Annotated in this window: 19 protein-coding genes and 1 pseudogene; 12 read left to right on the top strand and 8 right to left on the bottom strand. The window is 71.6% G+C overall.

Going from position 1 to position 25,543, the window contains the following annotated elements; genetic code table 11:
- Positions 1-68: 68 nt before the first annotated feature.
- From EAO76_RS17660 to EAO76_RS17650, 3 genes are all read left to right on the top strand, one after another.
- Entirely contained in the window at positions 69-851 is a 783-nt protein-coding gene (locus EAO76_RS17660; RefSeq protein ID WP_148836917.1) for a DUF5819 family protein, read from the top strand.
- Positions 848-2,116: an HTTM domain-containing protein gene (locus tag EAO76_RS17655; protein ID WP_148836916.1), complete on the top strand. Its 1,269-nt coding sequence runs from the start codon at positions 848-850 to the stop codon at positions 2,114-2,116. Before EAO76_RS17660 ends, EAO76_RS17655 begins: the two co-directional genes overlap by 4 nt.
- Before the next feature lie 179 nt (positions 2,117-2,295).
- Positions 2,296-2,937, top strand: coding sequence for a TrmH family RNA methyltransferase (locus EAO76_RS17650; RefSeq protein ID WP_148836915.1), 642 nt, complete (start codon positions 2,296-2,298; stop codon positions 2,935-2,937).
- A 91-nt stretch (positions 2,938-3,028) separates the two neighbouring features.
- Here EAO76_RS17650 and paaN read toward each other — a convergent pair whose 3' ends face one another.
- A complete protein-coding gene (paaN, locus tag EAO76_RS17645) occupies positions 3,029-4,729 on the bottom strand; it encodes a phenylacetic acid degradation protein PaaN (RefSeq protein ID WP_148836914.1) in 1,701 nt (566 codons plus the stop codon).
- 123 nt (positions 4,730-4,852) lie between these two features.
- Between paaN and EAO76_RS17640 the strand changes: the two genes are divergently transcribed.
- Positions 4,853-5,446: a TetR/AcrR family transcriptional regulator gene (locus tag EAO76_RS17640; RefSeq protein ID WP_148836913.1), complete on the top strand. Its 594-nt coding sequence runs from the start codon at positions 4,853-4,855 to the stop codon at positions 5,444-5,446.
- Between the two features lie 227 nt (positions 5,447-5,673).
- Here the strand turns inward: EAO76_RS17640 and EAO76_RS17635 are convergent, their stop codons facing one another.
- Positions 5,674-6,180, bottom strand: coding sequence for an Lrp/AsnC family transcriptional regulator (locus EAO76_RS17635; RefSeq protein WP_148837375.1), 507 nt, complete (start codon positions 6,178-6,180; stop codon positions 5,674-5,676).
- A gap of 265 nt (positions 6,181-6,445) precedes the next feature.
- Between EAO76_RS17635 and pdhA the strand changes: the two genes are divergently transcribed.
- From pdhA to EAO76_RS17595, 7 genes and pseudogenes are all read left to right on the top strand, one after another.
- Entirely contained in the window at positions 6,446-7,609 is a 1,164-nt protein-coding gene (gene pdhA, locus EAO76_RS17630; protein ID WP_148836912.1) for a pyruvate dehydrogenase (acetyl-transferring) E1 component subunit alpha, read from the top strand.
- Complete coding sequence (locus EAO76_RS17625) at positions 7,606-8,637, top strand: alpha-ketoacid dehydrogenase subunit beta (protein ID WP_148836911.1); 1,032 nt, start codon at positions 7,606-7,608, stop codon at positions 8,635-8,637. The genes pdhA and EAO76_RS17625 overlap by 4 nt, the downstream gene beginning before the upstream one ends.
- On the top strand, positions 8,637-10,082 hold the full coding sequence (locus tag EAO76_RS17620) for a dihydrolipoamide acetyltransferase family protein (RefSeq protein WP_148836910.1): 1,446 nt from the start codon (positions 8,637-8,639) through the stop codon (positions 10,080-10,082). Before EAO76_RS17625 ends, EAO76_RS17620 begins: the two co-directional genes overlap by 1 nt.
- Before the next feature lie 182 nt (positions 10,083-10,264).
- Positions 10,265-11,146 (top strand): DUF6457 domain-containing protein, encoded by an 882-nt coding sequence (locus tag EAO76_RS17615; RefSeq protein ID WP_148836909.1) that lies wholly within the window; start codon positions 10,265-10,267, stop codon positions 11,144-11,146.
- Positions 11,147-11,538: 392 nt separating this feature from the next.
- Positions 11,539-13,147 (top strand): annotated as a pseudogene (locus tag EAO76_RS17610) (molybdopterin molybdotransferase MoeA).
- Positions 13,105-14,241, top strand: a complete 1,137-nt coding sequence (locus EAO76_RS17600) for a TrkA family potassium uptake protein (protein WP_148836908.1) — start codon at positions 13,105-13,107, stop codon at positions 14,239-14,241. The pseudogene EAO76_RS17610 and the gene EAO76_RS17600 overlap by 43 nt, the downstream one beginning before the upstream one ends.
- A gap of 118 nt (positions 14,242-14,359) precedes the next feature.
- Positions 14,360-15,346 (top strand): NAD(P)H-quinone oxidoreductase, encoded by a 987-nt coding sequence (locus EAO76_RS17595; protein WP_148836907.1) that lies wholly within the window; start codon positions 14,360-14,362, stop codon positions 15,344-15,346.
- Between the two features lie 170 nt (positions 15,347-15,516).
- On the opposite strand, the gene EAO76_RS17590 is transcribed toward EAO76_RS17595, so the two are convergent.
- The 6 genes from EAO76_RS17590 to EAO76_RS17565 form a co-directional block, all read right to left on the bottom strand.
- Positions 15,517-16,071, bottom strand: coding sequence for a bacterial proteasome activator family protein (locus EAO76_RS17590; RefSeq protein ID WP_148836906.1), 555 nt, complete (start codon positions 16,069-16,071; stop codon positions 15,517-15,519).
- 224 nt (positions 16,072-16,295) lie between these two features.
- Positions 16,296-19,145: an ABC transporter permease gene (locus tag EAO76_RS17585; protein WP_148836905.1), complete on the bottom strand. Its 2,850-nt coding sequence runs from the start codon at positions 19,143-19,145 to the stop codon at positions 16,296-16,298.
- The gene (locus EAO76_RS17580; protein ID WP_148836904.1) at positions 19,142-19,993 is read right to left on the bottom strand and encodes an ABC transporter ATP-binding protein; all 852 of its coding nucleotides are present in this window, start codon (positions 19,991-19,993) and stop codon (positions 19,142-19,144) included. Before EAO76_RS17580 ends, EAO76_RS17585 begins: the two co-directional genes overlap by 4 nt.
- A gap of 175 nt (positions 19,994-20,168) precedes the next feature.
- Positions 20,169-20,783 carry a PadR family transcriptional regulator gene (locus tag EAO76_RS17575; protein WP_148836903.1) on the bottom strand — a complete coding sequence of 205 codons (615 nt, stop codon included), beginning with the start codon at positions 20,781-20,783 and terminating at the stop codon, positions 20,169-20,171.
- Positions 20,784-20,864: 81 nt separating this feature from the next.
- Complete coding sequence (locus EAO76_RS46305) at positions 20,865-21,353, bottom strand: hypothetical protein (protein ID WP_262375561.1); 489 nt, start codon at positions 21,351-21,353, stop codon at positions 20,865-20,867.
- 488 nt (positions 21,354-21,841) lie between these two features.
- A complete protein-coding gene (locus tag EAO76_RS17565; protein WP_148836902.1) occupies positions 21,842-23,488 on the bottom strand; it encodes a protein kinase domain-containing protein in 1,647 nt (548 codons plus the stop codon).
- A gap of 354 nt (positions 23,489-23,842) precedes the next feature.
- Here EAO76_RS17565 and EAO76_RS17560 point away from each other — a divergent pair, with 354 nt between their 5' ends.
- Positions 23,843-25,474 carry a protein kinase domain-containing protein gene (locus tag EAO76_RS17560; protein WP_148836901.1) on the top strand — a complete coding sequence of 544 codons (1,632 nt, stop codon included), beginning with the start codon at positions 23,843-23,845 and terminating at the stop codon, positions 25,472-25,474.
- The last annotated feature ends 69 nt before the right edge of the window (positions 25,475-25,543 follow it).

The raw sequence follows: 25,543 nt of genomic DNA, 5'->3' as shown, positions 1-25,543 counted from the left end.
GAGTCGGCGGCCCGTAGGGTGTCAACCCTGTTGATAACTGGCCGGGGAGCGACGGGGATCGGGGCGGGATGGATTCGTACGACGACAGGGGCGCCGAGAGCGGTGACGGCGCCGCCGGGCCGGAGACGGTACGGCACGAGGACGCCCCTTCCGCCGCCGACGGGGAGGCGGGGACGAGCACCCGCGGCGGGATGGCCGCCCTGTCGCTCCCGTACCAGATCGTGGCCGCGGTCGTGCTGTCGGTGATCGGGCTGGTCGCCTGCACCCAGCTGGTCATGGTGTTCCTGCACGTCGCGCCCTCGAACACGCTGACCAAGCGGCACGGCGAAGCGGTCGACGACTGGGTCTACCCCGAGTTCGAGCAGAACTGGAAGCTCTTCGCCCCGAACCCGCTCCAGCAGAACATCGCCGTGCACGTGCGCGCCGAGATAGCGGGTGCCGACGGCCGCCGCACCACCGCCTGGATGAGCCTTTCCGGCGAGGACGGCAAGGCGATCCGCGGCAATCTCCTCCCCAGCCACATCCATCAGAACGAACTCCGCCGCGGCTGGGACTTCTACCTCAACTCCCACGACAACGAGAACCGGGCCAACGGCCTTCGCGGCCGGCTGTCCGAGCAGTACATCCGCCGCATCGCGATGCTGCGCCTGAGCGAACACGACTACGGCGGCACCGTCGAGCGCATCCAGATCCGCTCCGAGACACGGTCCGTCGCGGCACCCGGATGGAGCGAGGAGAAGATCAGCACGAAGCCGTCCTACCGGGTGCTGCCCTGGTGGAACATCACCGCGGCCGACCTTCCCGCGGACGCCGGGGGGGCGGACAAGAACGCCGAGGGGACGGACAAGTGAGCACGCTTTCCTTCGACCGCAAGGTCGCCCACGCCGTTCAGCGCATCACCTCCTCGGCCTTCGGCCCGTACCAGAGCGCCGTCATCCGGATCGGTTTCTCGGCGACCTATCTGCTCTTCCTGCTGCGCGAGCTGCCGCACCGCCACGAGATGTACGGCCCCGACGCCCCGTGGCGCTGGGACATGGCGCAGCAGCTCATATCCGGAAACCAGGCCTTCACCGCCCTCATGTGGTCGGACAGCGCGGTCTGGTTCGAGATCGTCTACGCGATCGCGCTGCTCTCCGCGGCGCTGCTGATGGTCGGCTGGCACACGCGTGCCATGTCGGTCCTCTTCATGGCCGGTGTCCTCTCCCTGCAGAACCGCAGCATCTTCATGGGTGACGGCGGCGACAACGTCATCCACCTGATGGCGATCTACCTGGTGCTCACGCGCTGCGGGCGGGTCTGGTCGCTGGACGCCCGGCGTGCGGCACGCGCGGCGGAAGCGGAAGAAGCGGCGCGGGGAACGGGCGTGGAAGCCGATGTTCCGCGGCGCTCGACGCGTGGGGACGTGGTCGGCCCGGTCCTCTGGGTGGTGCTCGGCGTGGTGCTGATCGCGGCCAGCGCGACGGACGGGCTCGGTGGTACCTGGTGGCTGCCCACGCTCCTGTGGATCCTGTGGATCGGCGAGGGCGCCTGGTGGGCCGTGAACCGCTACGCCCCGCAGAGCCAGACGCGGATCCTGCTCGATGTCATCGCCAACCTCGCCCACAACGCGACCCTCGTCGTGATCATGGCCGAGGTCTGCCTCATCTACGCCACGGCCGGCTGGTACAAGATCCAGGGCTCGCGCTGGCAGGACGGCACGGCGCTCTACTACCCGCTCAAGCTCGACTACTTCACGCCGTGGCCCGCGCTGTCGGACATCCTCGCCTCCAACGGCGTGATGGTGATGCTGATCACGTACGGCACCGTCATCGTCCAGGTCGCGTTCCCCTTCACCCTGTTCAACCGACGGGTCAAGAACGTCCTGCTCGTCGCCATGATCTGCGAGCACGCGGGCATCGCCCTGCTGCTCGGGCTGCCCTTCTTCTCGATGGCGATGATCGCCGCCGACTCGGTCTTCCTGCCGACTGTCTTCCTGGTCTGGCTCGGTGGCCGGGTGACCCTCGGGCGGAAACTGCTGTTCTCGAGCGGGAACAGGCTTCCGGAGCAGCGGCGGGCCGCCGACGACGAGGAGGCCCCGCAACACAGCGGCGACGGGGGCCATACGCTCGTCGGGTGAGCAGCAGCAGTGAGAGTGGCAGTACCGGCCGTACCGGTGACGCGTCCGCAGCGGTGACGGAGCCGGCTCCTCAGGTGGGGCCCGTTTCCCTGGCAGGGCCTGTTTCCCCGGCGGAGCGCGCTTCCTCGTCGGAGGACGCTCCGGCGGGGAACGTTCTCTCAAAGGAGCACGGGCCGTCCGTGGAGCCGGTGCAGTACGACGACGGATTCGGGACGGAGGTGGGCGTCGGGCCGCATCCGCTGCCCTGGCCCTCGGACGAGCGGTACGACCCCGAGCTGCTCGCCCACGGCGACCGGCGCAACGTGGGCGACGCCTACCGGTACTGGACCCGGGAGGCGATCGTCGCCGATCTGGACCTGCGGCGGCACGACTTCCACGTGGCGGTCGAGAACTGGGGCCATGACTTCAACATCGGTTCGGTGGTGCGCACCGCGAACGCCTTCCTCGCCAAGGAGATCCACATCGTGGGCCGACGGCGCTGGAACCGGCGGGGCGCGATGGTCACCGATCGCTACCAGCACGTGCGGCATCACCCCGACACGGAGTCGCTGACCGCGTGGGCGAAGGCCGAGGGGTTGCCGATCATCGGGATCGACAACCTGCCGGGGGCGGTGCCGCTGGAGCGGACCGAGCTGCCGCGGCGCTGTGTGCTGCTCTTCGGGCAGGAGGGCCCCGGGCTGACCGAGGAGGCCCGCAGGCATGCGGCGATGGTGTGCTCCATCGCGCAGTTCGGGTCCACCCGGTCGATCAACGCGGGGGCTGCGGCCGCCATCGCCATGCACGCGTGGGTGCAGCGGTACGCGGAGATCCCGGAAGGCTGAGGACCGGCCGCCGGGCCGGGCCGGGCGGGGTGTGGCGCGGCGGGCTGAGGGTGTGGGCCGTCCGGSCCGGACGGCCCACACCCTCCGGTGGTCACGCCTGGCGGCGGACCTCCACCATGCGGAAGCGGTTGGCCACGAAGGCCCCGTCGCACAGCGCCGCGTTCGCCGCCGGGTTGCCGCCCGAGCCGTGGAAGTCGGAGAAGGCCGCGGTCTGGTTGACGTACACACCGCCGGTCAGGTTCAGCGACAGCTGGGCCGACTCGTCCAGACAGACGTCCACCACCGCGCCCTCCACCTCCGGAGAGGTGGTGTACGCGCCGACCGTCATCGCGCCCTTGTCCCGGACCGTGCGGCGGAGCAGGTCCAGGGCGGCGGCCGTCGAGTCGACCGCCACCGCGAAGGCGACCGGCCCGAAGCACTCCGACAGGAAGTGCTCCTCGTCGTCCGGCTTGGCGGCGTCCAGCTTGACGACGACAGGGGTGCGGACCACGGCATCGGGGAATTCCGGATTGGCCACCTCGCGGGAGGACAGGGCGACCTCGCCCCGGTCCGGGGCCGCCTCCAGGCGTGCCTTCACGTCCGGGTTGACCAGGGCGCCGAGCAGCGCGTTCGCCCTGGCGTCGTCGCCCAGCAGGCCGGTCACCGCACCGGCGATGTCGGCCACCACCTCGTCGTACGACTTGTCGCCGGCGTCGGTGGTGATGCCGTCCCGGGGGATCAGCAGGTTCTGCGGGGTCGTGCACATCTGGCCGCTGTACAGGGAGAGCGAGAACGCCAGGTTGGACAGCATGCCGCGGTAGTCGTCCGTGGAGTCGACGACGATCGTGTTGACCCCGGCCTTCTCCGTGTAGACCTGGGCCTGTCGGGCGTTGGCCTCCAGCCAGTCGCCGAACGCGGTGGAGCCGGTGTAGTCGATGATCTTGATCTCGGGGCGGAGCGCGAGGGTCTTCGCGATGCCCTCGCCCGGCCGCTCGGTCGCCAGCGCGACCAGGTTGGGGTCGAAGCCCGCCTCGGCGAGCACCTCACGGGCCAGCTGCACCGTGAGCGCGAGCGGCAGCACGGCGCGCGGGTGCGGCTTGACCAGTACGGGATTGCCGGTGGCCAGGGAGGCGAAGAGACCGGGGTAGCCGTTCCACGTGGGGAAGGTGTTGCAGCCGATCAGCAGCGAGATGCCGCGCGGCGCCGCGGTGAACGACTTGTGCAGCTGGAGCGGGTCGCGCTTGCCCTGGGGCTTGGACCAGTCGGCGCTTCCCGGCGTGCGGACCTGCTCCTCGTAGGCGTACGCCACGGCTTCGAGGCCGCGGTCCTGGGCGTGCGGGCCGCCCGCCTGGAACGCCATCATGAAGGCCTGGCCGCTGGTGTGCATCACGGCGTGACCGAATTCGTGGGTCCGGGCGCTGATCCGGGCCAGGATCTCCAGGCAGAGCAGGGCCCGGGTCTCGGGACCCGCAGCCCGCCAGGCACCCATTCCCGCACGCATCGCCGGCAGCAGGACGTCCGGGTCGGCGTGCGGATACTCCACGCCCAGCTCCGGCCCGTACGGAGAGACCTCCCCGCCCGTCCAGCCGTCGGTGCCGGGCTGGCCGAGGTCGAGCCGGGTGTTCAGCACGGCGTCGAAGGCGGCCTTGCCCTCGGCGGGGCCCAGGCTGCCGGGCGCACCGCCCTCGCCGTACGCCTTCGGGTGCTCGGGGTGCGGGGACCAGTAGGCGCGCGTGCGGATCGCGTCGAGGGCCCGGTCGAGCGTGGATCGGTGCTTCTCGGAGAGCAGTTGCGGGGAGAGCTCGGCGGCCATGACGGACCAACTCCTCGTCGAGCTGGGCAGGGACGGGCGGACAGAGTTAGAGTAACCGAACGATCGGTCGGGACAAGGGGGCCCGCCAAACCTGTGGACAACTCGTAGGGGAGGATCGCGGACATGACCACGGCCAAGCGGGACACGTACACCCCGGAGACCCTGCTCACCGTCGCCGTCCGTGTCTTCAACGAGCGCGGCTACGACGGCACGTCCATGGAGCACCTCTCCAAGGCGGCGGGCATCTCCAAGTCGTCCATCTACCACCATGTCGCGGGCAAGGAAGAGCTGTTGCGGCGGGCGGTCAGCCGGGCGCTGGACGGGCTCTTCGGGATTCTGGACGAGCCGGGAGCGACGCGGGGGCGGGCGATCGAGCGGGTCGAGTACGTCACCCGCCGCACCGTCGACGTGCTGATAGCCGAACTCCCCTACGTCACGCTGCTGCTGCGCGTGCGGGGCAACACGAACACGGAGCGCTGGGCGATGGAGCGGCGCCGCGAGTTCGACCAGCGGGTGACCGAGCTGCTCAAGGCCGCGGTCGCGGACGGCGACCTCCGTTCCGACGTGGACATACGACTGGTGACCCGGTTGCTCTTCGGAATGGTCAACTCGCTGGTGGAGTGGTACCGCCCGCTGCCGGACGGCGGGGCCGACGGCGAGCGGCTGGCGGACACGCTGGTCCGGGTGGCTTTCGAGGGCATGCGCTCCAGCCGCTGAACCACTGATCGCCGATTCGTCGGACCATCGGCCGTCGAATGGCTCGTTCCCGACCCGTCGGGCGGGACCGGCGGGTCGGGGCCGGTGGGTCGGGGGCGGTATGTCGGGGTCGGTATGTCGGGGTCGGTGGGTACGGACGGGCATCAGGCGTTCCCGGCCGGGCGGAAACCGGTGGATGCGGACGGCCCCGGACGCTCCCGGCCGGGCGGGACCCGCGAGCATGTGCTTCAGGTGAGTTCGGTGGGCCTGTCCGGGCCCGGCGCCAGGTCCGTCTCCTCGAACACCAGGAGCGTGCGGGTCGAGAGGACCTCCGGAATGGCCTGGATCTTCGTGAGGACCAGCTCGCGCAACGTCCTGTTGTCCGGTGTGTGCACCAGCAGGAGCACGTCGAAGTCGCCGCTGACCAGCGCTATGTGGGTGGCCCCGGGCAGCGCCTGGAGCTGCTCGCGCACGGTGCGCCAGGAATTCTGGACGATCTTGAGCGTGATGTACGCGGAGGCGCCCTGCCCGGCCCGCTCGTGGTCCACGCGCGCGCTGAAACCGCGGATCACGCCGTCGTCGAGGAGCCGGTTGATCCGGGCGTAGGCGTTGGCCCGCGACACGTGGACGCGATCGGCCACCGACCGGATCGAGGCGCGTCCGTCCGTCTGGAGCAGTCGCAGGATGTCGCGGTCGATGGCGTCGAGCGGGCGGGCGGGCGGAAGCCGGCCGGGATCCTCTCCACCAGCGGCCATTTGTTCAGCTGACATGTGCCCGTGCCTCCCCGTCCTGGACGACCTGCCTCTATCCCAGGTTGTGGAGAACCGTTTGTCCACAGGCTGGAGGCGCCTGTAGCCAAAATGCGCTCGCGACCGAACAATCGGTAGGTGAGGAACGCCGCATCGGCACCTCGGACAGCGCTCGACATTTCGATGTATTTCGACACCCCTCGGCATCGGACCATCCCCCCGATGCCGACAGACGCCGCTCGAAACCCCTCGATGCCAGGAGGTGCTTGTCATGACGGTCCAAGAGCTGCCCGGCGCGGCTGCTTACCGGCCCGCGCCGCCCCCGGCCTGGAAGCCGCTCACCGATCCCGCGCCGCTGCTCCCGGACCCCGAGCCGTACCGCGTGCTCGGTACGGACGCCGTGGCGGACGCCGATCCCGAGCTGCTTCTGCGCCTTTACGCGGAGCTGGTCCGCGGCCGGAGGTACAACGCGCAGGCCACCGCGCTCACCAAGCAGGGCCGGCTCGCCGTCTACCCGTCGAGCACGGGCCAGGAGGCCTGCGAGATAGCGGCCGCCCTGGTGCTGGAGGAGCGGGACTGGCTCTTCCCCAGCTACCGCGACACCCTCGCGGCGGTGGCGCGGGGGCTGGACCCGGTCGAGGCGCTGACGCTGCTGCGCGGTGACCGGCACACGGGTTACGACCCTCGGGAGCACCGCATCGCCCCGCTCTGCACTCCCCTGGCCACCCAGTTGCCGCACGCGGTGGGGCTGGCGCACGCGGCCCGGCTCAAGGGCGACGACGTGGTGGCGCTGGCCATGGTCGGTGACGGCGGGACCAGCGAGGGCGATTTCCACGAGGCGCTGAACTTCGCCGCGGTCTGGCGGGCCCCGGTGGTCTTCCTCGTGCAGAACAACGGCTTCGCGATCTCCGTACCGCTGGCGAAGCAGACGGCCGCGCCGTCCCTGGCGCACAAGGCCGTGGGATACGGGATGCCGGGCCGCCTGGTGGACGGCAACGACGCGGCCGCCGTGCACCAGGTGCTCGGCGAGGCGGTGGCGCGGGCCCGTCGTGGGGACGGCCCGACACTCGTCGAGGCGGTGACCTATCGCATGGACGCCCACACGAACGCCGATGACGCCACGCGCTACCGCGTCGACAGCGAGGTGGAGGCGTGGCGCGAGCACGACCCGATCCGGATCCTGGAGCGGGAGCTGACCGGGCGGGGGCTGCTCGGTGACGAGGGGATCGAGGAGGCGCGCGAGGCCGCGGACCGGATGGCGGCCGCCCTGCGCGAGCGGATGAACGCCGACCCGGTGCTGAACCCGATGGACCTGTTCGCCCACGTCTACGAGGAACAGACCGCGCAACTCCGGGAGCAGGCCGCCCGGTTGCGCGTCGAACTGGACGCGGAGCAGGACCGGAACGGCCACGACGACGTGGAGGAGCGGCGATGACGACGGCGGCGGCTGCCACCGGGGAGCGGACGGCGAGGACCAAGCCCGCCACGATGGCCCAGGCCCTCGGACGGGCACTGCGCGACTCGATGGCGCAGGACCCGACGGTGCATGTGCTCGGCGAGGACGTGGGCACGCTCGGCGGGGTCTTCCGGATCACCGACGGTCTGGCGAAGGAGTTCGGCGAGGACCGTTGCACGGACACCCCGCTGGCCGAGGCGGGCATCCTCGGTACGGCGGTCGGCATGGCGATGTACGGGCTGCGGCCCGTGGTGGAGATGCAGTTCGACGCCTTCGCCTACCCGGCTTTCGAGCAGCTCATCAGCCATGTCGCGAAGATGCGGAACCGGACGGCCGGCGCCATGCCGCTGCCGATCACGGTGCGGGTGCCGTACGGCGGCGGGATCGGCGGGGTGGAGCACCACAGCGACTCCTCCGAGGCGTACTACATGGCGACGCCCGGCCTCCACGTCGTCACGCCCGCCACGGTCGAGGACGCGTACGGGCTGCTGAGGGCGTCGATCGCCTCCGACGACCCGGTGGTGTTCCTGGAGCCGAAGCGGCTCTACTGGTCGAAGGCCGACTGGTCGCCCGAGGCGCCGGTGGCCGTGGAACCGATCGGCCGGGCCGTGGTCCGCCGCACCGGGCGCAGCGCCACGCTGATCACGTACGGGCCCTCGCTGCCCGTCTGCATGGAGGCCGCGGAAGCGGCCGTCGAGGAGGGCTGGGACCTCGAAGTCGTCGACCTGCGCTCCCTGGTGCCGTTCGACGACGAGACCGTCGCCGCTTCCGTGCGGCGCACGGGGCGTGCGGTCGTCGTCCACGAGTCCTCCGGGTTCGGCGGGCCGGGCGGTGAGATCGCGGCCCGGATCACGGAGCGCTGCTTCCACCACCTGGAGGCGCCGGTGCTGCGCGTCGCCGGGTTCGACATCCCGTATCCGCCGCCGATGCAGGAGCGGCACCACCTCCCGGGCGTGGACCGGGTGCTGGACGCGGTCGCCCGCTTGCAGTGGGAGGCGGAGAGCTGATGGCCCAGGTACTCGAATTCAAGCTGCCGGACCTCGGTGAGGGGCTCACCGAGGCGGAGATCGTGCGCTGGCTGGTGGAGGTCGGCGATGTCGTCGCCATCGACCAGCCGGTCGTCGAGGTCGAGACGGCCAAGGCGATGGTGGAGGTGCCGTGCCCGTACGGGGGTGTGGTCACGGCGCGGTTCGGCGAGGAAGGAGCCGAACTCCCGGTCGGGGCACCGCTGCTGACGGTCGCGGTGGGATCGCAGCAGGAGGCGGGAGCCGGTGCCGGTCCGAACACCGGCTCCGGTGTCGGCGCTGGTTCCGGTGCTGATTCCGGTTCCGGTTCTGGTTCAGGGGCGGCGGAGTCGTCCGGCAATGTGCTGGTCGGGTACGGGACGGGCGCGCCGGTGGCACGTCGGCGCCGGGTCCGCCCCGAGGCGTCGGTGGCGCGGGTGTCCGCGGAGGTGTCGGCCGGGGGCGCCGCTCCGCTTCCGGTCGCGGAGCCGGGCCCGGTGGCCGTCGTTTCCCCTCCGGTACGGAAGCTGGCGCGGCAGCATGGTCTTGACCTGCGAAAACTGGCGGGTTCCGGGCCGGACGGGCTGATCCTGCGGGCCGATGTCGAGGCCGCGATCAGGATGCTGGAAGAGCCGGCCACAGCTCTGTCGACCGCGGTTCCCACAGTGGGAACGGCAATGGCAGAGACGACAGCGGCGGGTGTGGCGCCGGCACAGCCGTCGGCGGCGCGCGGGGCCGTGACCGCGGGCGCGGAGCGGATTCCGCTGCGCGGTGTGCGGGGCGCGGTCGCCGACAAGCTGGCGCGCAGTCGGCGGGAGATCCCCGACGCCACGTGCTGGGTCGACGCCGATGCCACCGAGCTGATGGCGGCCAGAGCCGCGATGAACGGTGCCGGTGGTCCGTCGGCCGGTCCCAAGGTGTCGGTGCTCGCCCTGCTGGCGCGCATCTGCACCGCCGCGCTGGCCCGGTTCCCCGAGCTCAACTCCACCGTGGACCTGGAGGCGCGGGAGATCGTGCGGCTGCCGGAGGTCCACCTCGGGTTCGCGGCCCAGACAGATCGCGGGCTGGTGGTCCCCGTCGTGCGGGACGCGCACAACCGGAACGCGGAGTCGATCGGGGCCGAGATCGCCCGGCTGACGGAGGCGGCACGGGCCGGGCGGCTGACCCCGGCGGAGCTGACCGGCGGCACGTTCACGCTGAACAACTACGGAGTGTTCGGGGTCGACGGATCGACCCCGATCATCAACCACCCCGAGGCGGCGATGCTGGGGGTCGGCCGGATCGTGCCCAAGCCTTGGGTGCACGGGGGCGAGCTGGCCGTACGCCAGGTCGTCCAGCTCTCGCTGACCTTCGACCACCGGGTCTGCGACGGCGGTACGGCCGGTGGGTTCCTCCGCTACATAGCCGACTGCGTGGAACAACCGGCGGTGCTGCTGCGCACGTTGTAGGCGGGAACAGCCGCAGGCCTCGTCTCCCCCGAGCCCGAGCCGAGCCCGAGCCGAGCCCGAGCCCTTGTCCTCCGCGTCCGTGTTCTCCGAGTCCGTGTTTCCCCGCGTCCGTGTTTTGGCGGGTTCGCTGGAACACGGACGCGGGGGAACGGCGGGGGAGCACGGCCCGCATACTCGGACGCATGACCGCCTATGACGCCATCGTCCTTGCCGGAGGGGCCGCCGAGCSGCTCGGCGGCGCCGATAAGCCGGGAATCCGGGTCGGTGGCCGTGCGCTGCTCGACCGGGTGCTCTCGGCCTGTGCCGACGCCTCGACGACGGTCGTGGTGGGCGGGCGCCGGCCCACTGTGCGCGCGGTGACCTGGACGTACGAAGTGCCGCGGGGCGGCGGTCCGTTGGCGGCGCTCGACGCCGGGGTCCGGCTGACCACGGCGGAGCGGGTCCTCGTGCTCTCCGCCGATCTGCCGTTTCTGGGGGCCGACACGGTCGGAGCGCTGCTGGCGGCCGTGGAGGACGGGCGGCGCGAGGGAGCGCTGTGCGTCGACCAGGACGGGCGTGACCAGCCGCTCGTCGCCGTCTATGGTGCCGAACCGCTGCGTCGCGAGCTCGCGCTGCTCGCCACCGAGCACGGGGGGTTGTCCGGGCTGCCGTTGCGCCTGCTGACGCACGAACTCGATCTCGCGCGGGTGGAGGGCGACCCCCTGGCCTCTTTCGACTGCGACACCTGGAAGGACATCGCGTCGGCCCGGGCCCGCATCAGAGAGCATGGGGTGGTGCTGGACGAATGGATCACCGCAGTCAAGGACGAACTCGGCATCGAACTCGACGTCGACACCGATGTCCTGCTCGACCTCGCCCGTGACGCCGCCCACGGCGTCGCCCGGCCCGCCGCGCCGCTGACGACCTTTCTGGTCGGCTACGCGGCGGCGAGGGCGAGCCGGAACGGGGCCGGGAGCGGGGACGGGAGCGGGGACGGGGACGGTGCCGTGGAGGCGGTGGCCGAGGCCGCGCGGAAGGCCGCCGCGCTCGCCCGCCGCTGGGCGGACGAGAACGAGACGCAATGACGGCTCGCGACAGCGGGGCCGGTGCCCGGCGGCCGGCAGCAGGCCACGCGTCTGTTCCCGGGGTCGTCCACGCCTCTGCCTCCGGGGCCGGTCCCGCCTTTGATCCCGACTCCGATCCCGGCTGGGTTCCCGGCCCGGCTCCCGATCCGGCTTCGGAGGAGGAACGGGCCGTCGAGGAGGCGCTCGCACTGGTCAGGCGCCGGACGGCCGATGAGCCCCGTCCGGTGGGCCGGCCTTGTCCCGGGACGCGTCTCGACCCCACGGGTTCCCGGTCCCCGGAACACCGGGACTGCCGGGACCAGTCTGATTCCCCGGACCAGTCTGATTCCCCGGACCAGCCGGATTCCCGGGACCAGCCTGATTCCCCGGACGGGGCGGACCTTTCGGACGGGGTGGGGTCCACGAACAGCGCGGATTCCTCGGACAGGGGGAATCTTCCGGGGCGATCGGATTCGTCGAGCCGGCTGGACTCAGGGGGATCGGGACCGGAACCGGGACCGGGACTGGATTCGGGGTTCCGGGCGGTCGGGTCGGTGCCGGTGAGCGGGGGTGTCGGCCGGGTCCCGGGGCGTGACCGGCACGAGACGTCGGCCCCTTGGCGGGAGGCGCGTGCGCTCGCGGCCCGGGCCGGGCGCGAGGCGGCTGTACGGACCGATCGGCTCGCGCTCGACCGGGCATTCGGCCACGTACTCGCCGAGCCGCTCGTCGCGCTCACCGATCTGCCGTCCTTCGACACTTCCGCGATGGATGGCTGGGTCGTTTCCGGGCCGGGACCGTGGACCGTCCGTGAGGCCCCCGTGACCGAGGAGGAGGCCGGGGCCGGCTCGGCGACGGGGGCGAGTCCGGGCCGGGGACCGGGCATTCTCGCCGGACAGGGCGTTCCCGCCCCGCTGCCCGACGGGGATGCAGTGCGGATCGCCACCGGGGCCCGTATCCCGGCGAACGCCAACGCCGTGATCCGTAGCGAACACGCGCGCGTGGACGAGGCCAAGGGGCTGCTTCATGCGACGCGTTCGGTCGTTCCCGGGCAGGACATCAGGCCGCGCGGGCAGGAGTGCCGTTCCGGGGACCGGCTCGTGCCCGCCGGGACCGTGGTGACCCCCGTCGTTCTCGGTCTGGCCGCGGCGGCCGGGTACGACACGCTCGCCGTGGCGCCCCGGCCCCGGGTCGACGTCCTCGTCCTCGGTGACGAACTGCTGACCGAGGGGCTGCCGCACGACGGCCTGATCCGTGACGCCCTCGGCCCGATGATCGGTCCCTGGCTGCGCGCGCTGGGCGCCGAGGTGTCCGACCCGCAGCGGCTCGGCGACGACGCCGCAGCCCTGCGGCATGCTCTGACCAGCACGGATGCCGATCTGGTCATCACCACCGGGGGCACGGCCGCAGGCCCGGTCGATCATGTCCACCCGGTGCTTGCCGAGGTCGGTGCCGAGCTGCTGGTCGACGGGGCGTGAGGGAGGCGGGGAACCGGAGGCTCGTGCGGCGAGTGGGAGAAGGGCGTACCTCGTCGGGCTGCCGGGCAATCCGCTGGCCGCCGTCTCCGCGCTCCTCACCCTCGCCGCGCCGCTGCTGCACGGGTTGACCGGCCGGATGCCGGAACCGGTGCGCCGGGCCGTCGTGCGTGACGGGGTGCGGGGGCATCCGCACGACACCCGGCTCGTGCCCGTCGCCCGCCGTACCGCCGGACCCGCGGCACCCGCCGTCGACTTCATCGATGTGCCGGGTGGTGGACGCGGCTCCACGGGCAGAACGGGCAGCGGATACGGTGGCGGCTCGGGAACCGGTGGCGGATACGGCAGGGGCGGCATGGGAACCGGGAACGGCGGCGGCGAGTACGTCGTACCACTGCACTACAACGGTCCGGCGATGCTTCGCGGGATCGTTGCTGCTGACGGTCTGGCCGTCGTACCGCCCGGCGGGGTACGGTCCGGCACCGAGGTGGAGATCCTCGACCTGCCGTGGGTCTCGGCGCTGCCGTGGACGGAAGGGCGTTTCACGTGAAACTTCCCGGCCATGATGCGATGGCCAGGCGTGCCGACGAAAAGACCCTGCCCACGCGGGTGCTGCTTCCGAGACGTGTCGTCGACGGACCGGCCCGGCAGGTCGCCAAGCGACTGCTGATGGCGCTGCTGGTGCTCGCCGTGACCGTGCTGATCGTCTGGATGGACCGCGAGGGCTATCACGACGCCGCCGACGACCGGGTCGATCTGCTGGACGCGGTGTACTACTCGACGGTCACGCTCTCCACCACCGGCTACGGCGACATCACCCCGTACTCGGACGGCGCCCGGCTCACCAATGTGCTGCTCGTGACACCGCTGCGGGTGCTCTTCCTGATCATTCTGGTCGGCACCACTCTTGAGGTCCTCACGGAACGGACCCGGGAGGACTTTCGGCTGAAGCGTTGGAGAACCAACTTGCGTGACCACACCGTCGTCGTCGGCTTCGGGACGAAGGGCCGCTCGGCCATCCAGACCCTGCGCGCCACCGGCCTGAAGAAGGAACAGATCGTCATCGTCGACCCGGCGTCCAAGGTGATCGAGATCGCCAACGCCGAAGGGTTCGTGGGCGTGATCGGCGATGCGACGCGCAGCGACGTCCTGCTGAGGGCGGAGCTTCAGAAGGCACGTCAGATCATCATCGCCACCCAGCGCGACGACACGGCGGTGCTGGTGGCGCTGACGGCCCGGCAGCTCAACCGCGGCGCGAAGATCGTCGCCGCGGTGCGCGAGGAGGAGAACGCCCCGTTGCTCCGGCAGTCCGGGGCCGATGCCGTGATCACCAGCGCCAGCGCGGCGGGCCGGCTGCTGGGCCTCTCCGTCCTCAGCCCCAGCGCGGGCACGGTGATGGAGGACCTGATCCAGCAGGGCAGCGGGCTCGACCTCGTCGAACGGCCGGTGATAAAGGCCGAGGTGGGCAAGAGCGTCCGGGAGACGGACGATCTGGTGGTCAGCGTGCTGCGGGGACACCGGCTGCTCGGTTACGACGATCCGGCGGCCAGCCCACTGCAGTTGACGGACCGTTTGATCACCATCGTGCGGGCCACGAACGACCTGCCGCCGGACAATCAGCCCCCGGCCATGCCGCGCTCGTAGACGGAGCGGTTGCATCGGTGCGGTTCGGGGCGGCTCGTCCCGGCGTGGCTCGGCGTGGTCCGGCGCGGTTCGGTTCGCTTTCGTGGTCCGTCCGGGGGCACGGAGTAGCCTCGCGGCCATGTATGCGATCACGATCCCCGAACCCGGTGGCCCCGAGGCACTCGTGTGGGCCGAGGTGCCCGATCCGGTGGCCGGCGAGGGCGAGGTCCTCGTCGATGTGGTGTCCAGCGCGGTCAACCGCGCCGATGTGCTGCAACGGCAGGGCTTCTACAACCCGCCGCCCGGCGCGTCCCCGTACCCCGGTCTGGAGTGCGCGGGCCGCATCTCGGAGGTCGGGCCCGGCGTCACCGGCTGGTCGGTCGGGGACCAGGTCTGCGCGTTGCTCGCGGGCGGCGGATACGCGGAGAAGGTGGCCGTACCCGTCGGGCAGCTGCTGCCCGTACCGGACGGGGTCGACCCGGTCCTGGCCGCGGCGCTGCCCGAGGTGACGGCCACGGTCTGGTCGAACGTCTTCATGGTGGCCCACCTGCGCCCCGGCGAGACGCTGCTGGTGCACGGCGGGTCCAGCGGCATCGGCACGATGGCGATCCAGCTCGCCAAGGCCGTGGGGGCCAGGGTCGCGGTGACCGCCGGGGGACCGGAGAAGCTGGCGCGCTGTGCGGAGCTCGGGGCCGACATCCTGATCGACTACCGGGAGCAGGACTTCGTCGAGGAGCTGCGCAGGGCCACGGACGGGGCCGGTGCGGACGTCATCCTCGACATCGTCGGCGCGAAGTACCTGGACCGGAACGTGAAGGCGCTCGCCGTCAACGGCAGGCTGGCCGTCATCGGCCTTCAGGGGGGCGTCAAGGGCGAGCTGAACCTGGGGGCCCTGCTCAACAAGCGGGCCGCCATCACCGCGACCTCGCTGCGCGGCCGTCCGCTCGCCGAGAAGGCCGCCATCGTCGCCGCGGTGCGTGAGCACGTGTGGCCGCTGATCGCCGACGGCATCGTCCGGCCGGTCGTGGACCGCACGCTGCCGATGTCGGAGGCCGCCGAGGCCCATCGGGTGCTGGAGTCGAGCGGACACGTCGGAAAGGTGCTGCTGCGGGCGCCCGCGGGCTGATCCGTGGACCGACCGAGGCCCGGCGCACCTGGTTCATGACCTGTGCGCCGGGCCTCGGCGGTACGTTGCTGTGGGCTGTGGGCTGTGGGCTGTGGGACTTGTGGGTATGTGGGGGCGGAAGCGGTTCTGCGTCCGGCCCGGTGGTCGTGGGGGCGGTCAGCGGCGGCGGATCAGAGGTACGGGCCCGACCGCAGGGCGCCGTGCGGGTCCCCGCTGCCGTCCTCGTCCTCGTGGACGCTGCCCGGCGGAAGGGCGCGACGCATCTGCTCCAGCTGGGCCCGCGCCGCCATCTGCTGGGCGAACAGTGTCGTCTGGATGCCGTGGAACAGCCCCTCCAGCCAGCCGACCAGCTGGGCCTGGGCGATCCGGAGCTCCGCCTCGGAGGGCACGGACTCGTCGGTGAACGGCAGGGAGAGCCGCTCCAGCTCCTCGACCAGCTCCGGCGCGAGACCGTCCTCCAGCTCCTTCACGGAGCCGGCGTGGATCTCCTTGAGCCTGACCCGGCTCGCCTCGTCGAGAGGAGCCGCCCTGACCTCCTCCAGGAGCTGCTTGATCATGCTGCCGATGCGCATGACCTTCGCGGGCTGTTCGACCATCTCCGTCACCGGGACCTCACGCGATTCGTCGTCAGTGCCACCGCCACCGCCGCCGATCGCCATGCCGTCCTGTCCCACCACGAGGACTTGGGGGTGCTCCTGCGACCGTTCATTCCTCGGCATCTCCATGGCGACATTGTCTCGCACACCTGCCGTACAACACCTTGGTGCCCCCGCGAACGGTTGATCCACCGTTCGCGGGGGCACTGGATCGGCCGATCGCGCCCGTCACCCGGCGGCGGTTCGCGGCACCGGCTCTCCGGCCCGTACCGCCATCCGCGTCGCCGCCGGTGCCGCCGGTGCCGTCCCCCGTACCGCCATCCGCGTCGCCGCCGGTGCCGTCCCCCGTACCGTCATCCGGCCCGGCGGGCCAGGGCGAGGCGCGAGCGGGTGAACGCCATCGCGAGCAGCCCGGCCAGCAGCGGAACCCCGACGACGAGCAGGCCGATGGTGCCCCAGGGCAGCACGATCGGGGTGTACGCCGACTCCATGGGTTCCGCGCGCATCGTCTTCAGCGCGTCGCGCAGGTCGACGAGGCGCAGCGCCACCGCGGGCACCAGACCCGCCAGCGTGCCGAGCACCACCCCCGTGAGCGCCACCACCATGCACTGGAAGCCGGACAGCTTCCGCCGTACGCCCGGGGGCGCGCCCACCGCGCTGAGCGTGTTGAGATCCGCCTCGGCGTCCGCCTTGGCGAGGCCCGTCGTGATCGACGCGGCGCCCAGGGTCACCAGTCCGGCGAGCAGGGTGAGGATCACCAGCATGGTGTCCTCCATCTTGTAGGGGCCCGATTCGGCCTGCACCCAGAGGCCGCCGCCGGCCTGGTCGATCGCGGCGCGCGCCCGCTGGAGCTCGGCGTCCGTCGGCGGGTGGGCGGCGGTGTACACGCTTCCGGCGGGCGAGGTGTGCAGGCCGAGCCGTTCCGCGGTCCTCTGCGGCATGACCATGCTGATCCCGGGGGTGGCCGCGTACTTCTCGGGCGCCACGTACACCTTCAGTTTCGCCGTGGTGGTCCGGGGCTTGCCCGGGTGCTGTGCCCGGTTCTCCTTGTCCTCCTTGCTGTACCGGTGGACCGCCTTGATGGTGACCTCGCCGTTCTTCGCGTACGTCTTGTTGAGCAGTACCGGGGTGCCCGCCGCCAGGGCCTCGGCGGCGGCGGGGTCGGAGAACTTCGCGTAGACGTCGAGCAGGGCCTCGTCCGCGACGATGATGCTGCTCATGTCGGAGTTGAAGATGCCCGACGGCATGAGGCGGGTCAGGCAGGCCGGGGAGCGCATCAGTTCCTTGTGCTCGTCGGCGGAGAGCCGGGCGGCGAGCGCCTTGGCGCCCTTGCCGGTGAGCGGGCAGGCGTGGTCCTTTCCGGCGGGTACGACCATTTCGAGCGAGCCGCAGCTCTCGGACTCGTAGACGTTGCAGTCGCTGCCCGCCCAGACCCGCCGGTAGTCGGCGCGCCTGCCGGTGGTGGCCAGGCTCCGCTCGACGGCGGGCCGGGCCCGCGGGAGCTGTTCGGCGACATCGTCCTCGGCGGAGTAGGAGGAGGACAGGAGGATGGTGCCCTGCGTCATCGTGGGGACGTAGTTGAACTCGTTCTCGGCCGTGGAGCTGGACGTGTACGTGGCGACGGCCACCGATCCCGCGACGGCCGCCATCACGGCCGCGACCGCCGGAGCCGTACGGCCGCGGTTGCGGGCCGCGTCGCGCAGCGCCATCCGGGGCGAGAGCGGCAGCCTCCGGCCGATCCGGCCGAGGAGGCCGACGAGCACCGGGATGCAGGCGAGCAGACCGAGCTCGGCGACTATCGAACCGCCGGAGACCAGTCCCGAGTCGCCGGTGGTGCCGCCGTAGACGGCGACGCCGGTGCCGATGGTCAGGACGCAGCAGCCCAGGATCGGCAGGACCCGGGAGGAACGGCGGACGCCGCGACGGCCGGTGAGCGATTCGAGCACGGACTGCCGGCTTGCCACGATCGCCGGGGCGAACGCCGCCAGGAGGCCGGTGACCAGGCCGAACGCCGCGATGCCCAGCAGTTCCACCGGCCGCAGTTCGAGGGAGATGAAGCGGTGTCCGACCAGGTCCTCAAGTATCGGGCGGAGCACCGCGGTGAGTCCGATCCCGGCCACCGCACCGGTCACCGCCCCGACCCCGCCGAGCACGAGACCGCCACTGAGCACCACGGCCCGGACATGGCGCCGGTCCCCGCCGCAGGTGCCGAGGAGACCGAGCTGACGGCGGGAGCGGCGCGCACCGACCGCGAAGGCGGGCCCGGCGAGCAGCACGATCTCCAGGATCGCCATGGCGACCACGGTGACGACTGCGACGCTCAGTTCGTCGGAACCGCCCGCGTACGACTGGTAGCCCTTCCCGGCCAGCGGGACCTCGGAGTCCGGCGGCGGGTCGAGCACGACCTGACGGGACTTGACGAGAACACCCGACTTGTTGGCCCGGAGGATGTCCGGCCAGGTCACTCCTGCTCCCGCGGGGCCCTCGACCAGCCACTGCACGGGGCGTTCGTTCGGCGGGATCACCTTCTTGTCGTTCTTGGCGCCGGCCTTCCACGGGGCGAGGACCGCTCCGGGATCGGCGTACAGCGCATCGGTCTTCAGCGCGTTCGGCTGCTCGACGACGCCGGTGATCCGGTACTTCCTGCCGGAATTGCGCACGGTGGTGGTCGAGCCGACGTCCAGCCCGGTCGACTTCAGGAACGGCTCGGTGGCGGCGACCTCGCCCGCGCCGTGCGGGTAGGAGCCGCGTACGAGGTCGACCATGCCGCGGACCATCTTGTCCGAGGTCCGGACCTCGAAGATGTCGGTGTTGGCGATGCCGTACGCGGTGGTGACGTCCGCCGGGGCGGACCGGATGTCGATCGCCCGCGAACCCTTGGGGAACGTGGTGCCGATGTCGATCGCCGGGCCGCTCTCGTCCGGGACGGCCTCCTCGTCGACGGACATGTACATCTCGCCGTCGGGCAGTTGCTCGATGGGGCCGCTCCGCGGGTCCCTGAAGAGGGCGTCGGCGGAGCCCAGTTCGGCCGTCAGCCGTTCGGCCGTGGTCGGATACGCGCTGCGGTACGTCACGTCGAGCGCGGTGACGCCGAGCACCGGTACGGCGATCATCGCGACCACCAGCGCGCTGCGGCCCTTGGCCCGCAGTGCGTCGCGCCGGGCTATCCGGAGGGCCGCGCGCCAGCCCGTGAAGACGCTCACTCGGCGGTCCCGGTGATTCCGGTGATTCCGGTGATTCCGGTGGTGCCGTCGGTGCCTGCGGCTTCGGTGCCCCCGGTGGCTCCGACGGAGAGCAGCGAGTCGGCGTCGGCGGTGAGCGACTGGTCGACGATCGAGCCGTCCCGGAGGAACACGACCCGGTCGGCCCAGGCCGCGTACCGCGGCTCGTGGGTCACCATCACCCCGGCCGCGCCCTGGTCGCAGCGGTTGCGCAGCAGGGCGAGCACCGTTTCGCCGGTCTCGGAGTCGAGGGCCCCGGTCGGTTCGTCGGCGAGCACCAGACGTCGGTCCCCCACCAGCGCGCGGGCGATCGCGACCCGCTGCTGCTGGCCGCCGGACATCTCGTCCGGGAACCGGTCGGCGATCTCCAGGAGCCCCATCTCCTCCAGCGCCGCCCGCGCCTCCTTGCGGGCCTTGCGGACGGAGACGCCGTCGAGTTCGCGCGGCAGGGCGATGTTCTCGGCGGCGGTGAGGGCGGGGATGAGGTTGTAGTCCTGGAAGACGTAGCCGATGCTGCGGCGGCGCAGGGCGGCGACGCCCTTGCGGCCGAGGGCGGCGATGTCCTGGCCCTCGATGATCACCTGGCCGCCGGTCGCGGTGTCGAGGCCGCCCGCGATGGTCAGCAGGGTCGACTTGCCGGAGCCCGAGGGGCCCATCACGGCGACGAACTCACCGGCGTGCACGCGGAGGTCGATGCCGCGCAGGGCGTGCACCTCGGCGATGCCGGAGCCGTGGGTGCGGGTGAGCGCCCGGAGTTCGAGCACCGGTGTGCCGGCCGACGGCGGTGAACCGGCGGGTGCTGCGGATCGGGACGGGGCGTGCGAGGACATGGCGGGCGGTTCCCCCCTAGGAACGGGTGTGTGGCGACGGGGTGGGCGGGGCCGCGACGGGTCGGCGGGCGTCCTGCCGGCTGCGCGGTCCGCGGACCTCGGTGCGCATCCTGTGCGGTGCGCATCCTGTGTGGTGAGTGGTGAGTGGTGAGTGGTGAGTGGTGAGTGGTGCGCGTCAGCGTCGGCTGCGTGCGCGGGCGGTACGGGACGCGGCGCGGCCGGGCGTGCGGACCTCGGGCTCCGGCTCCGTGGCGGCGGCCTCGGCGAGACGGACCAGCCGGGTCTCGCAGTGGTCCAGCCAGCGGGCCTCGGCCTCCGCCTGGAAGATCATCTGCTCCAGTACGAGCAGCCAGGCCACCTCGTCGCGGTTGGACGGGGCGGAGCTGAGCGACTGGGCCTTGAGCCGGGTGTAGTCCTGCATCGCCTTCAGGGTGTGGCGGCGCTGGGACTGGATGACGGCGCGGATGTCCACCCCCGGCGCGCCGACCGCCATCGCGAGCTTGATGGCCAGCTCGTCCCGGGGCGGGTTGCTGCGGTCGACGGGCGTCTCGAACCAGTTCCGCAGTTCGGTGCGTCCGTCGTCGGTGATCGCGTAGAGGGCGTGTCCCTGGTCGTCCTCGTCGTCCTGGACGACCAGGCCGTCACGCTCCAGCCGGCCCAGCGTCGTGTACACCTGCCCGACGTTGAGCGGCCAGGTGGAGCCGGTGCGCGATTCGAATTCGGTGCGGAGCTGGGAGCCGTACCGGGGGCCCCGCTCCAGGAGGGCCAGCAGCCCGTGGCGGATCGACATACTCAGTATGTATACCGAGTATGTTGTTCGATGCAAGCCTCCTCCGTGAGGCCCGGGGCTGCTCGGGGGCCGGGCGGAGGGTCAGTTCGAGCGGCGCATGCGGAACGCCAGGAAGGCCAGTCCCGTCCCGATCAGGGCGATTCCCGCGCCGAGCGACACCTGTTTCACCTGGCTCACGGTCGGCGCGTCCAGGGCCTGCCGCGGGGCCGGCTCCGTCCCGGTGGGCGCGGTCTCCGTGGGGGTGGTGACGGGTATCGGCTCCGGATCGATCGCCGGGGTCTGCTCCTCGGGCGGATCGAGCAGGCCGTCCGCGTGCGCGAGCTCCCACGGCGAGAACTGCCGTCCGGGCCGCAGCCGCCCCTCCCCGGCCTCGCGCCCGGCCAGCGGGGACTGCGCGTCGGGAGGCGAGGACCCCTTGCCGGAGGTGGTCTCGGAGTCGGCCCCGGAGGTGGACGAGGAGGAAGAAGGGGACGCAGGTGACCGGGGGGAGGACGCGGAACCGGAGGGGGAGCCGGATATCGGCGGTGCCTCAGTGGCCGAACTGCCCGCAGGAGGGGTGGTCGTCGGCATGGGTGAGTGGCCGACTGAAGGGGGGATCGATGAAGGAACGGCCGATGGGCCGTTCGGCGGGGCCGTGGCTGACGGGGGGTGCTGACGAGGGGGCGGCGCGGAACTTGCCGGACCATGACTGCGGTGTGTGTGCGCCGGATCGCCCGCCGAGGTGTTGCGCGGCTCGTGCACCGGCCCGAGCGTCTCGCGAGGTGCTCGCTGGCCGGCGTGGGCCACGGGCTGAGCCAGGGCCAGTGCCATCCCTGCCGCGGCTATGAAGGCGGCTCGCCTTGCAGGGCATGTGCGGATGAGCTCGGCAAACATGGACACAGCGTTGCATGCATGGACATGACGGGCATTTCGGCAAAGGAAAGACCCGGCATACGGGTGTACGCCGGGTCCTTTCTGTGGATTTCCTAAGCGAGGCCGTTGGACCTCCAGGGGCTGTACGCGCAGTTGAGCAGGGTGTCTCCCTCACCCCGGCAGACCTGGAGCCGCACCTGGGCGGCTCAGGCCGGGTCGCCCGTCGCGACGCGGAGTTCGAAGTGGGCGCCCGTCTTGTCCACGGCGGTGCCGGCCGACGGGAACTGGTCGATGATCTGGTCCTCCGCGTACGTGTTGCCGGGAACCTTGACCTTCTTGACGACCCAGCCGGCCGCGTCCGCGCACGCCTTCGCCGAGAGGTAGTCCTTGTACAGGAACTTGGGCGCGCTCACCTTCGCCGGATCGTCGTTGTCCTCCAGGGCGTCCGTGCACTTCTCGGGGTCCATCGTCCGGTTCCGCTCCGGCGGCTTGTGCTCGCCGGCGACCGTCGACTTGGTCGGATCCGGGTCTTCCTCGTTGTTGCCGTTCAGCGAGAGCACCGTGATCAGTCCGCCGATCGCGACCAGGGAGACCACTATCGCGCCCACGATCACCGGCATGTTCCGCTTCGAGCCGCTGCCGCCCGAGCCGGACCGCGGCTGGTTCTGGGTCTGCGGGGAGAGCGTGTAGGGCGGCGGGGTCTGGTGGGCCGGGGCCTGGCTCTGGTACGGCTGGGGCGACTGCGGGTAGCCGTAGGACTGGGCCGGGGCGGGGGCCGGGGTCGTCGGGCCGTACGGGCCCGGCTGGGCGCCCGACTGGTACGGGCCCGGCTGGTACGGCGTCTGGACGCTCTGGGGCATGCCGCCGGACTGGTCGACCGGCGGGAAGACCGCCGAACCGACGCCCGAACCGCTGTTCGTCGGGGCGCCGCCGCCCGCGACGATCATCGGCGCGCCCGCGGCACCGCCCGCGTTCAGCACGCGGGCGATCTCGTCCTGCATCGCCGCCGCGCTCGGGAAGCGCTCGTTCGGGTTCTTCTTCAGCGCACGGGCGACGAGCGCGTCCATCGCCGGCGTGATCGACCGGTTGATCGTGGAGGGCGCGACCGGCTCCTCCTGGACGTGCGCGTACGCGATCGCGAGCGGCGAGTCCGCGTCGAAGGGGAGCCGCCCGGTCAGCAGCTGGAACAGCATGATGCCGACCGAGTACAGGTCGGAGCGGGCGTCCACCCCGCGGCCCAGGGCCTGCTCGGGGGAGAGGTACTGCGGSGTGCCGACGACCATGCCGGTCTGGGTCATCGACGTGACGCCCGACTGCATGGCGCGGGCGATGCCGAAGTCCATGACCTTCACGACGCCGCGCTTGGTCACCATCACGTTGCCGGGCTTGATGTCGCGGTGGACCAGGCCCATCTCGTGGCTGGTGTCCAGCGCGGCCAGGACGTCGGCCGTCACCTTCAGCGCCCGGTCGGCCGGCATCGCGCCGTGGTTCCGGACGTCCGCCTGGAGCACCGAGCCGAGCGGCTGGCCCTCGACGTACTCCATGACGATGTACGGCATCAGCGCGCCGCCGAGCTCGTCCTCGCCGGTGTCGAAGACCGAGACGATGTTGGTGTGCTGCAGTTTCGCGACGGCCTGGGCCTCGCGCCGGAAGCGTTCGCGGAAGGACTGCTCGCGGCCCAGTTCCGTGTGCAGGGTCTTGATCGCGACCTGGCGGTCCAGCGCGGTGTCGTACGCCAGGTATACGGACGCCATCCCGCCCTCGCCGAGCAGATCGCGCAGCTGGTAGCGCCCGCCGGCGACCGAACCGCCCGCATAGCGACCCTGAGCGCCGTGTGCGCCGTCCTGGCTCATGACTTGCTTCCCCCTCGGCGCGACTGACGCGATCATCCCTATTTACGCGCCAAGTCTGCCCCAGGGGTACGACACGTCAAGCCAGGTGCCCGTTCCGTGACCCTACGCACAAGAAGCGTCTCGGAAGCGTTACAGGAACAACATGGATTTTCTGTGGAAGGCGCGCCGGGCGGTCGGATGACCCGCCCCTGTCGGCCACGGGGTGTCCGGCGGAGGCTGTAGCGTGGCGTGGCAATGCAGCTGGGGCCTTCCGTTCGGATCGCGCCGGGCCCGCAAGCCCGGCGCGATCCGAACGGAAGGCCCCGGGCACCGTGAGCACCGCGGACGCGCGGACAGATACGACGGCGAGGACTGATGGCACCCGATTCCGAAGCAAACGGCGGCGGAGTCTCGGATGGCACCGACTCCTGGGGCATCGACGGCGTCGTGGGCGACGGACGCTACCGGATGACCCACCGCCTCGGCCGGGGCGGAATGGCGGAGGTCTTCGCGGCCGAGGACGTCAGACTCGGCCGCACGGTCGCGGTCAAGCTGCTGCGCTCCGACCTGGCGGAGGACCCGGTCTCCAAGGCCCGCTTCACGCGCGAGGCGCAGTCCGTTGCGGGCCTGAACCATCATGCGATCGTCGCCGTGTACGACTCCGGCGAGGACGTGGTGGGCGGGCAGACCGTCCCCTACATCGTGATGGAGYWCGTCGAGGGCCGCACCATCCGCGATCTGCTGATCAGCGCCGAGGCCCCGCCGCCCGAGCAGGCGCTGATCATCGTCTCGGGGGTGCTGGAGGCCCTCGCGTACTCGCACCAGCACGGCATCGTCCACCGCGACATCAAGCCCGCCAACGTGATCATCACCAACTCGGGCGCGGTCAAGGTGATGGACTTCGGCATCGCGCGGGCCCTGCACGGCGCGCAGTCGACGATGACCCAGACCGGCATGGTCATGGGCACSCCGCAGTACCTCTCCCCCGAGCAGGCGCTGGGCAAGGCCGTCGACCACCGCTCCGACCTCTACGCCACCGGCTGTCTGCTGTACGAACTCCTGGCGCTGCGGCCCCCCTTCACGGGCGAGACGCCGCTCTCCGTCGTGTACCAGCACGTCCAGGACATCCCGGTCCCGCCGTCCGAGGTGCTGAACTCGGTGCCGCCGGAGCTGGACGGTCTGGTCATGCGCTCGCTGGCGAAGGACCCGGACGACCGGTTCCAGAGCGCCGAGGAGATGCGCGGCCTCGTCCAGTACGGCCTGCAGATGCTCCAGGTCCAGGGCGGCCACACGCACACGTGGAACACCGGCCCGGTCGCGGTGCACGAGGGCGGCCACACCCCGCCCGCGGGCGTCACCGGGGGCACGATGGCGATGGGCCACCCGCCGCACTACGGGGACACCTCGCAGGGCCCGATCCTGCCGCCGATGAACCCCGACGACGGCGGTTACGAGGGCGGCCAGGGCGGTTCCGGCGGCGGCCGCGGCAAGCTGTGGCTGTTCGTGGTGCTCGCGCTGATCGCGATCGGCGCGGGCGTCGCCATCGCGGTCAACGCGGCGAACGACGGCGGTACGAAGCAGAAGAAGCCCCCGGTGACGGAATCCGAATCGCCGTCCCCGACGAAGGACTCCTCCGAGCCGACCGACGAGGAGACCGAGCAGAACCAGTTGCCGGGGGACTCCACCGGCAGCCAGGAGGACACGCCCCCGTCGCGGACCTACTCCCCGTCCACCACCCCGAGCCAGACGTACGAGCCGCCGACCACGGGACCGTCCACGCCGGGCACGGGCAACGGCGGCACCGGTACGGACGCCGGCGGTACGGGCACGGACGACGGCGGCACCGGTACGGACGACGGCGGTACGGGCACGGACGACGGCGGCACCGGTACGGACAACGGCGGCACGGGCACGGACAACGGCGGCACCGGCACGGACGCCGGCGGCACGGGCACTCCCGCCGGCGCATCGGCCGCGGCCGGTGCGGCGTCGGGCGCCGGCCAGTGATCTGAGCGACTCGACGGGCCCGGGGCCCGGACCGGACACCCTCCGGTCCGGGCCCCGGGCCCGTTCCGG

This window comes from Streptomyces sp. sk2.1 (genome assembly GCF_008120935.1).
In the GTDB taxonomy this organism is placed as follows: domain Bacteria; phylum Actinomycetota; class Actinomycetes; order Streptomycetales; family Streptomycetaceae; genus Streptomyces.
Note: the sequence above shows the minus strand (reverse complement) of the source record. Positions and strands in the feature narration are given on the sequence as shown.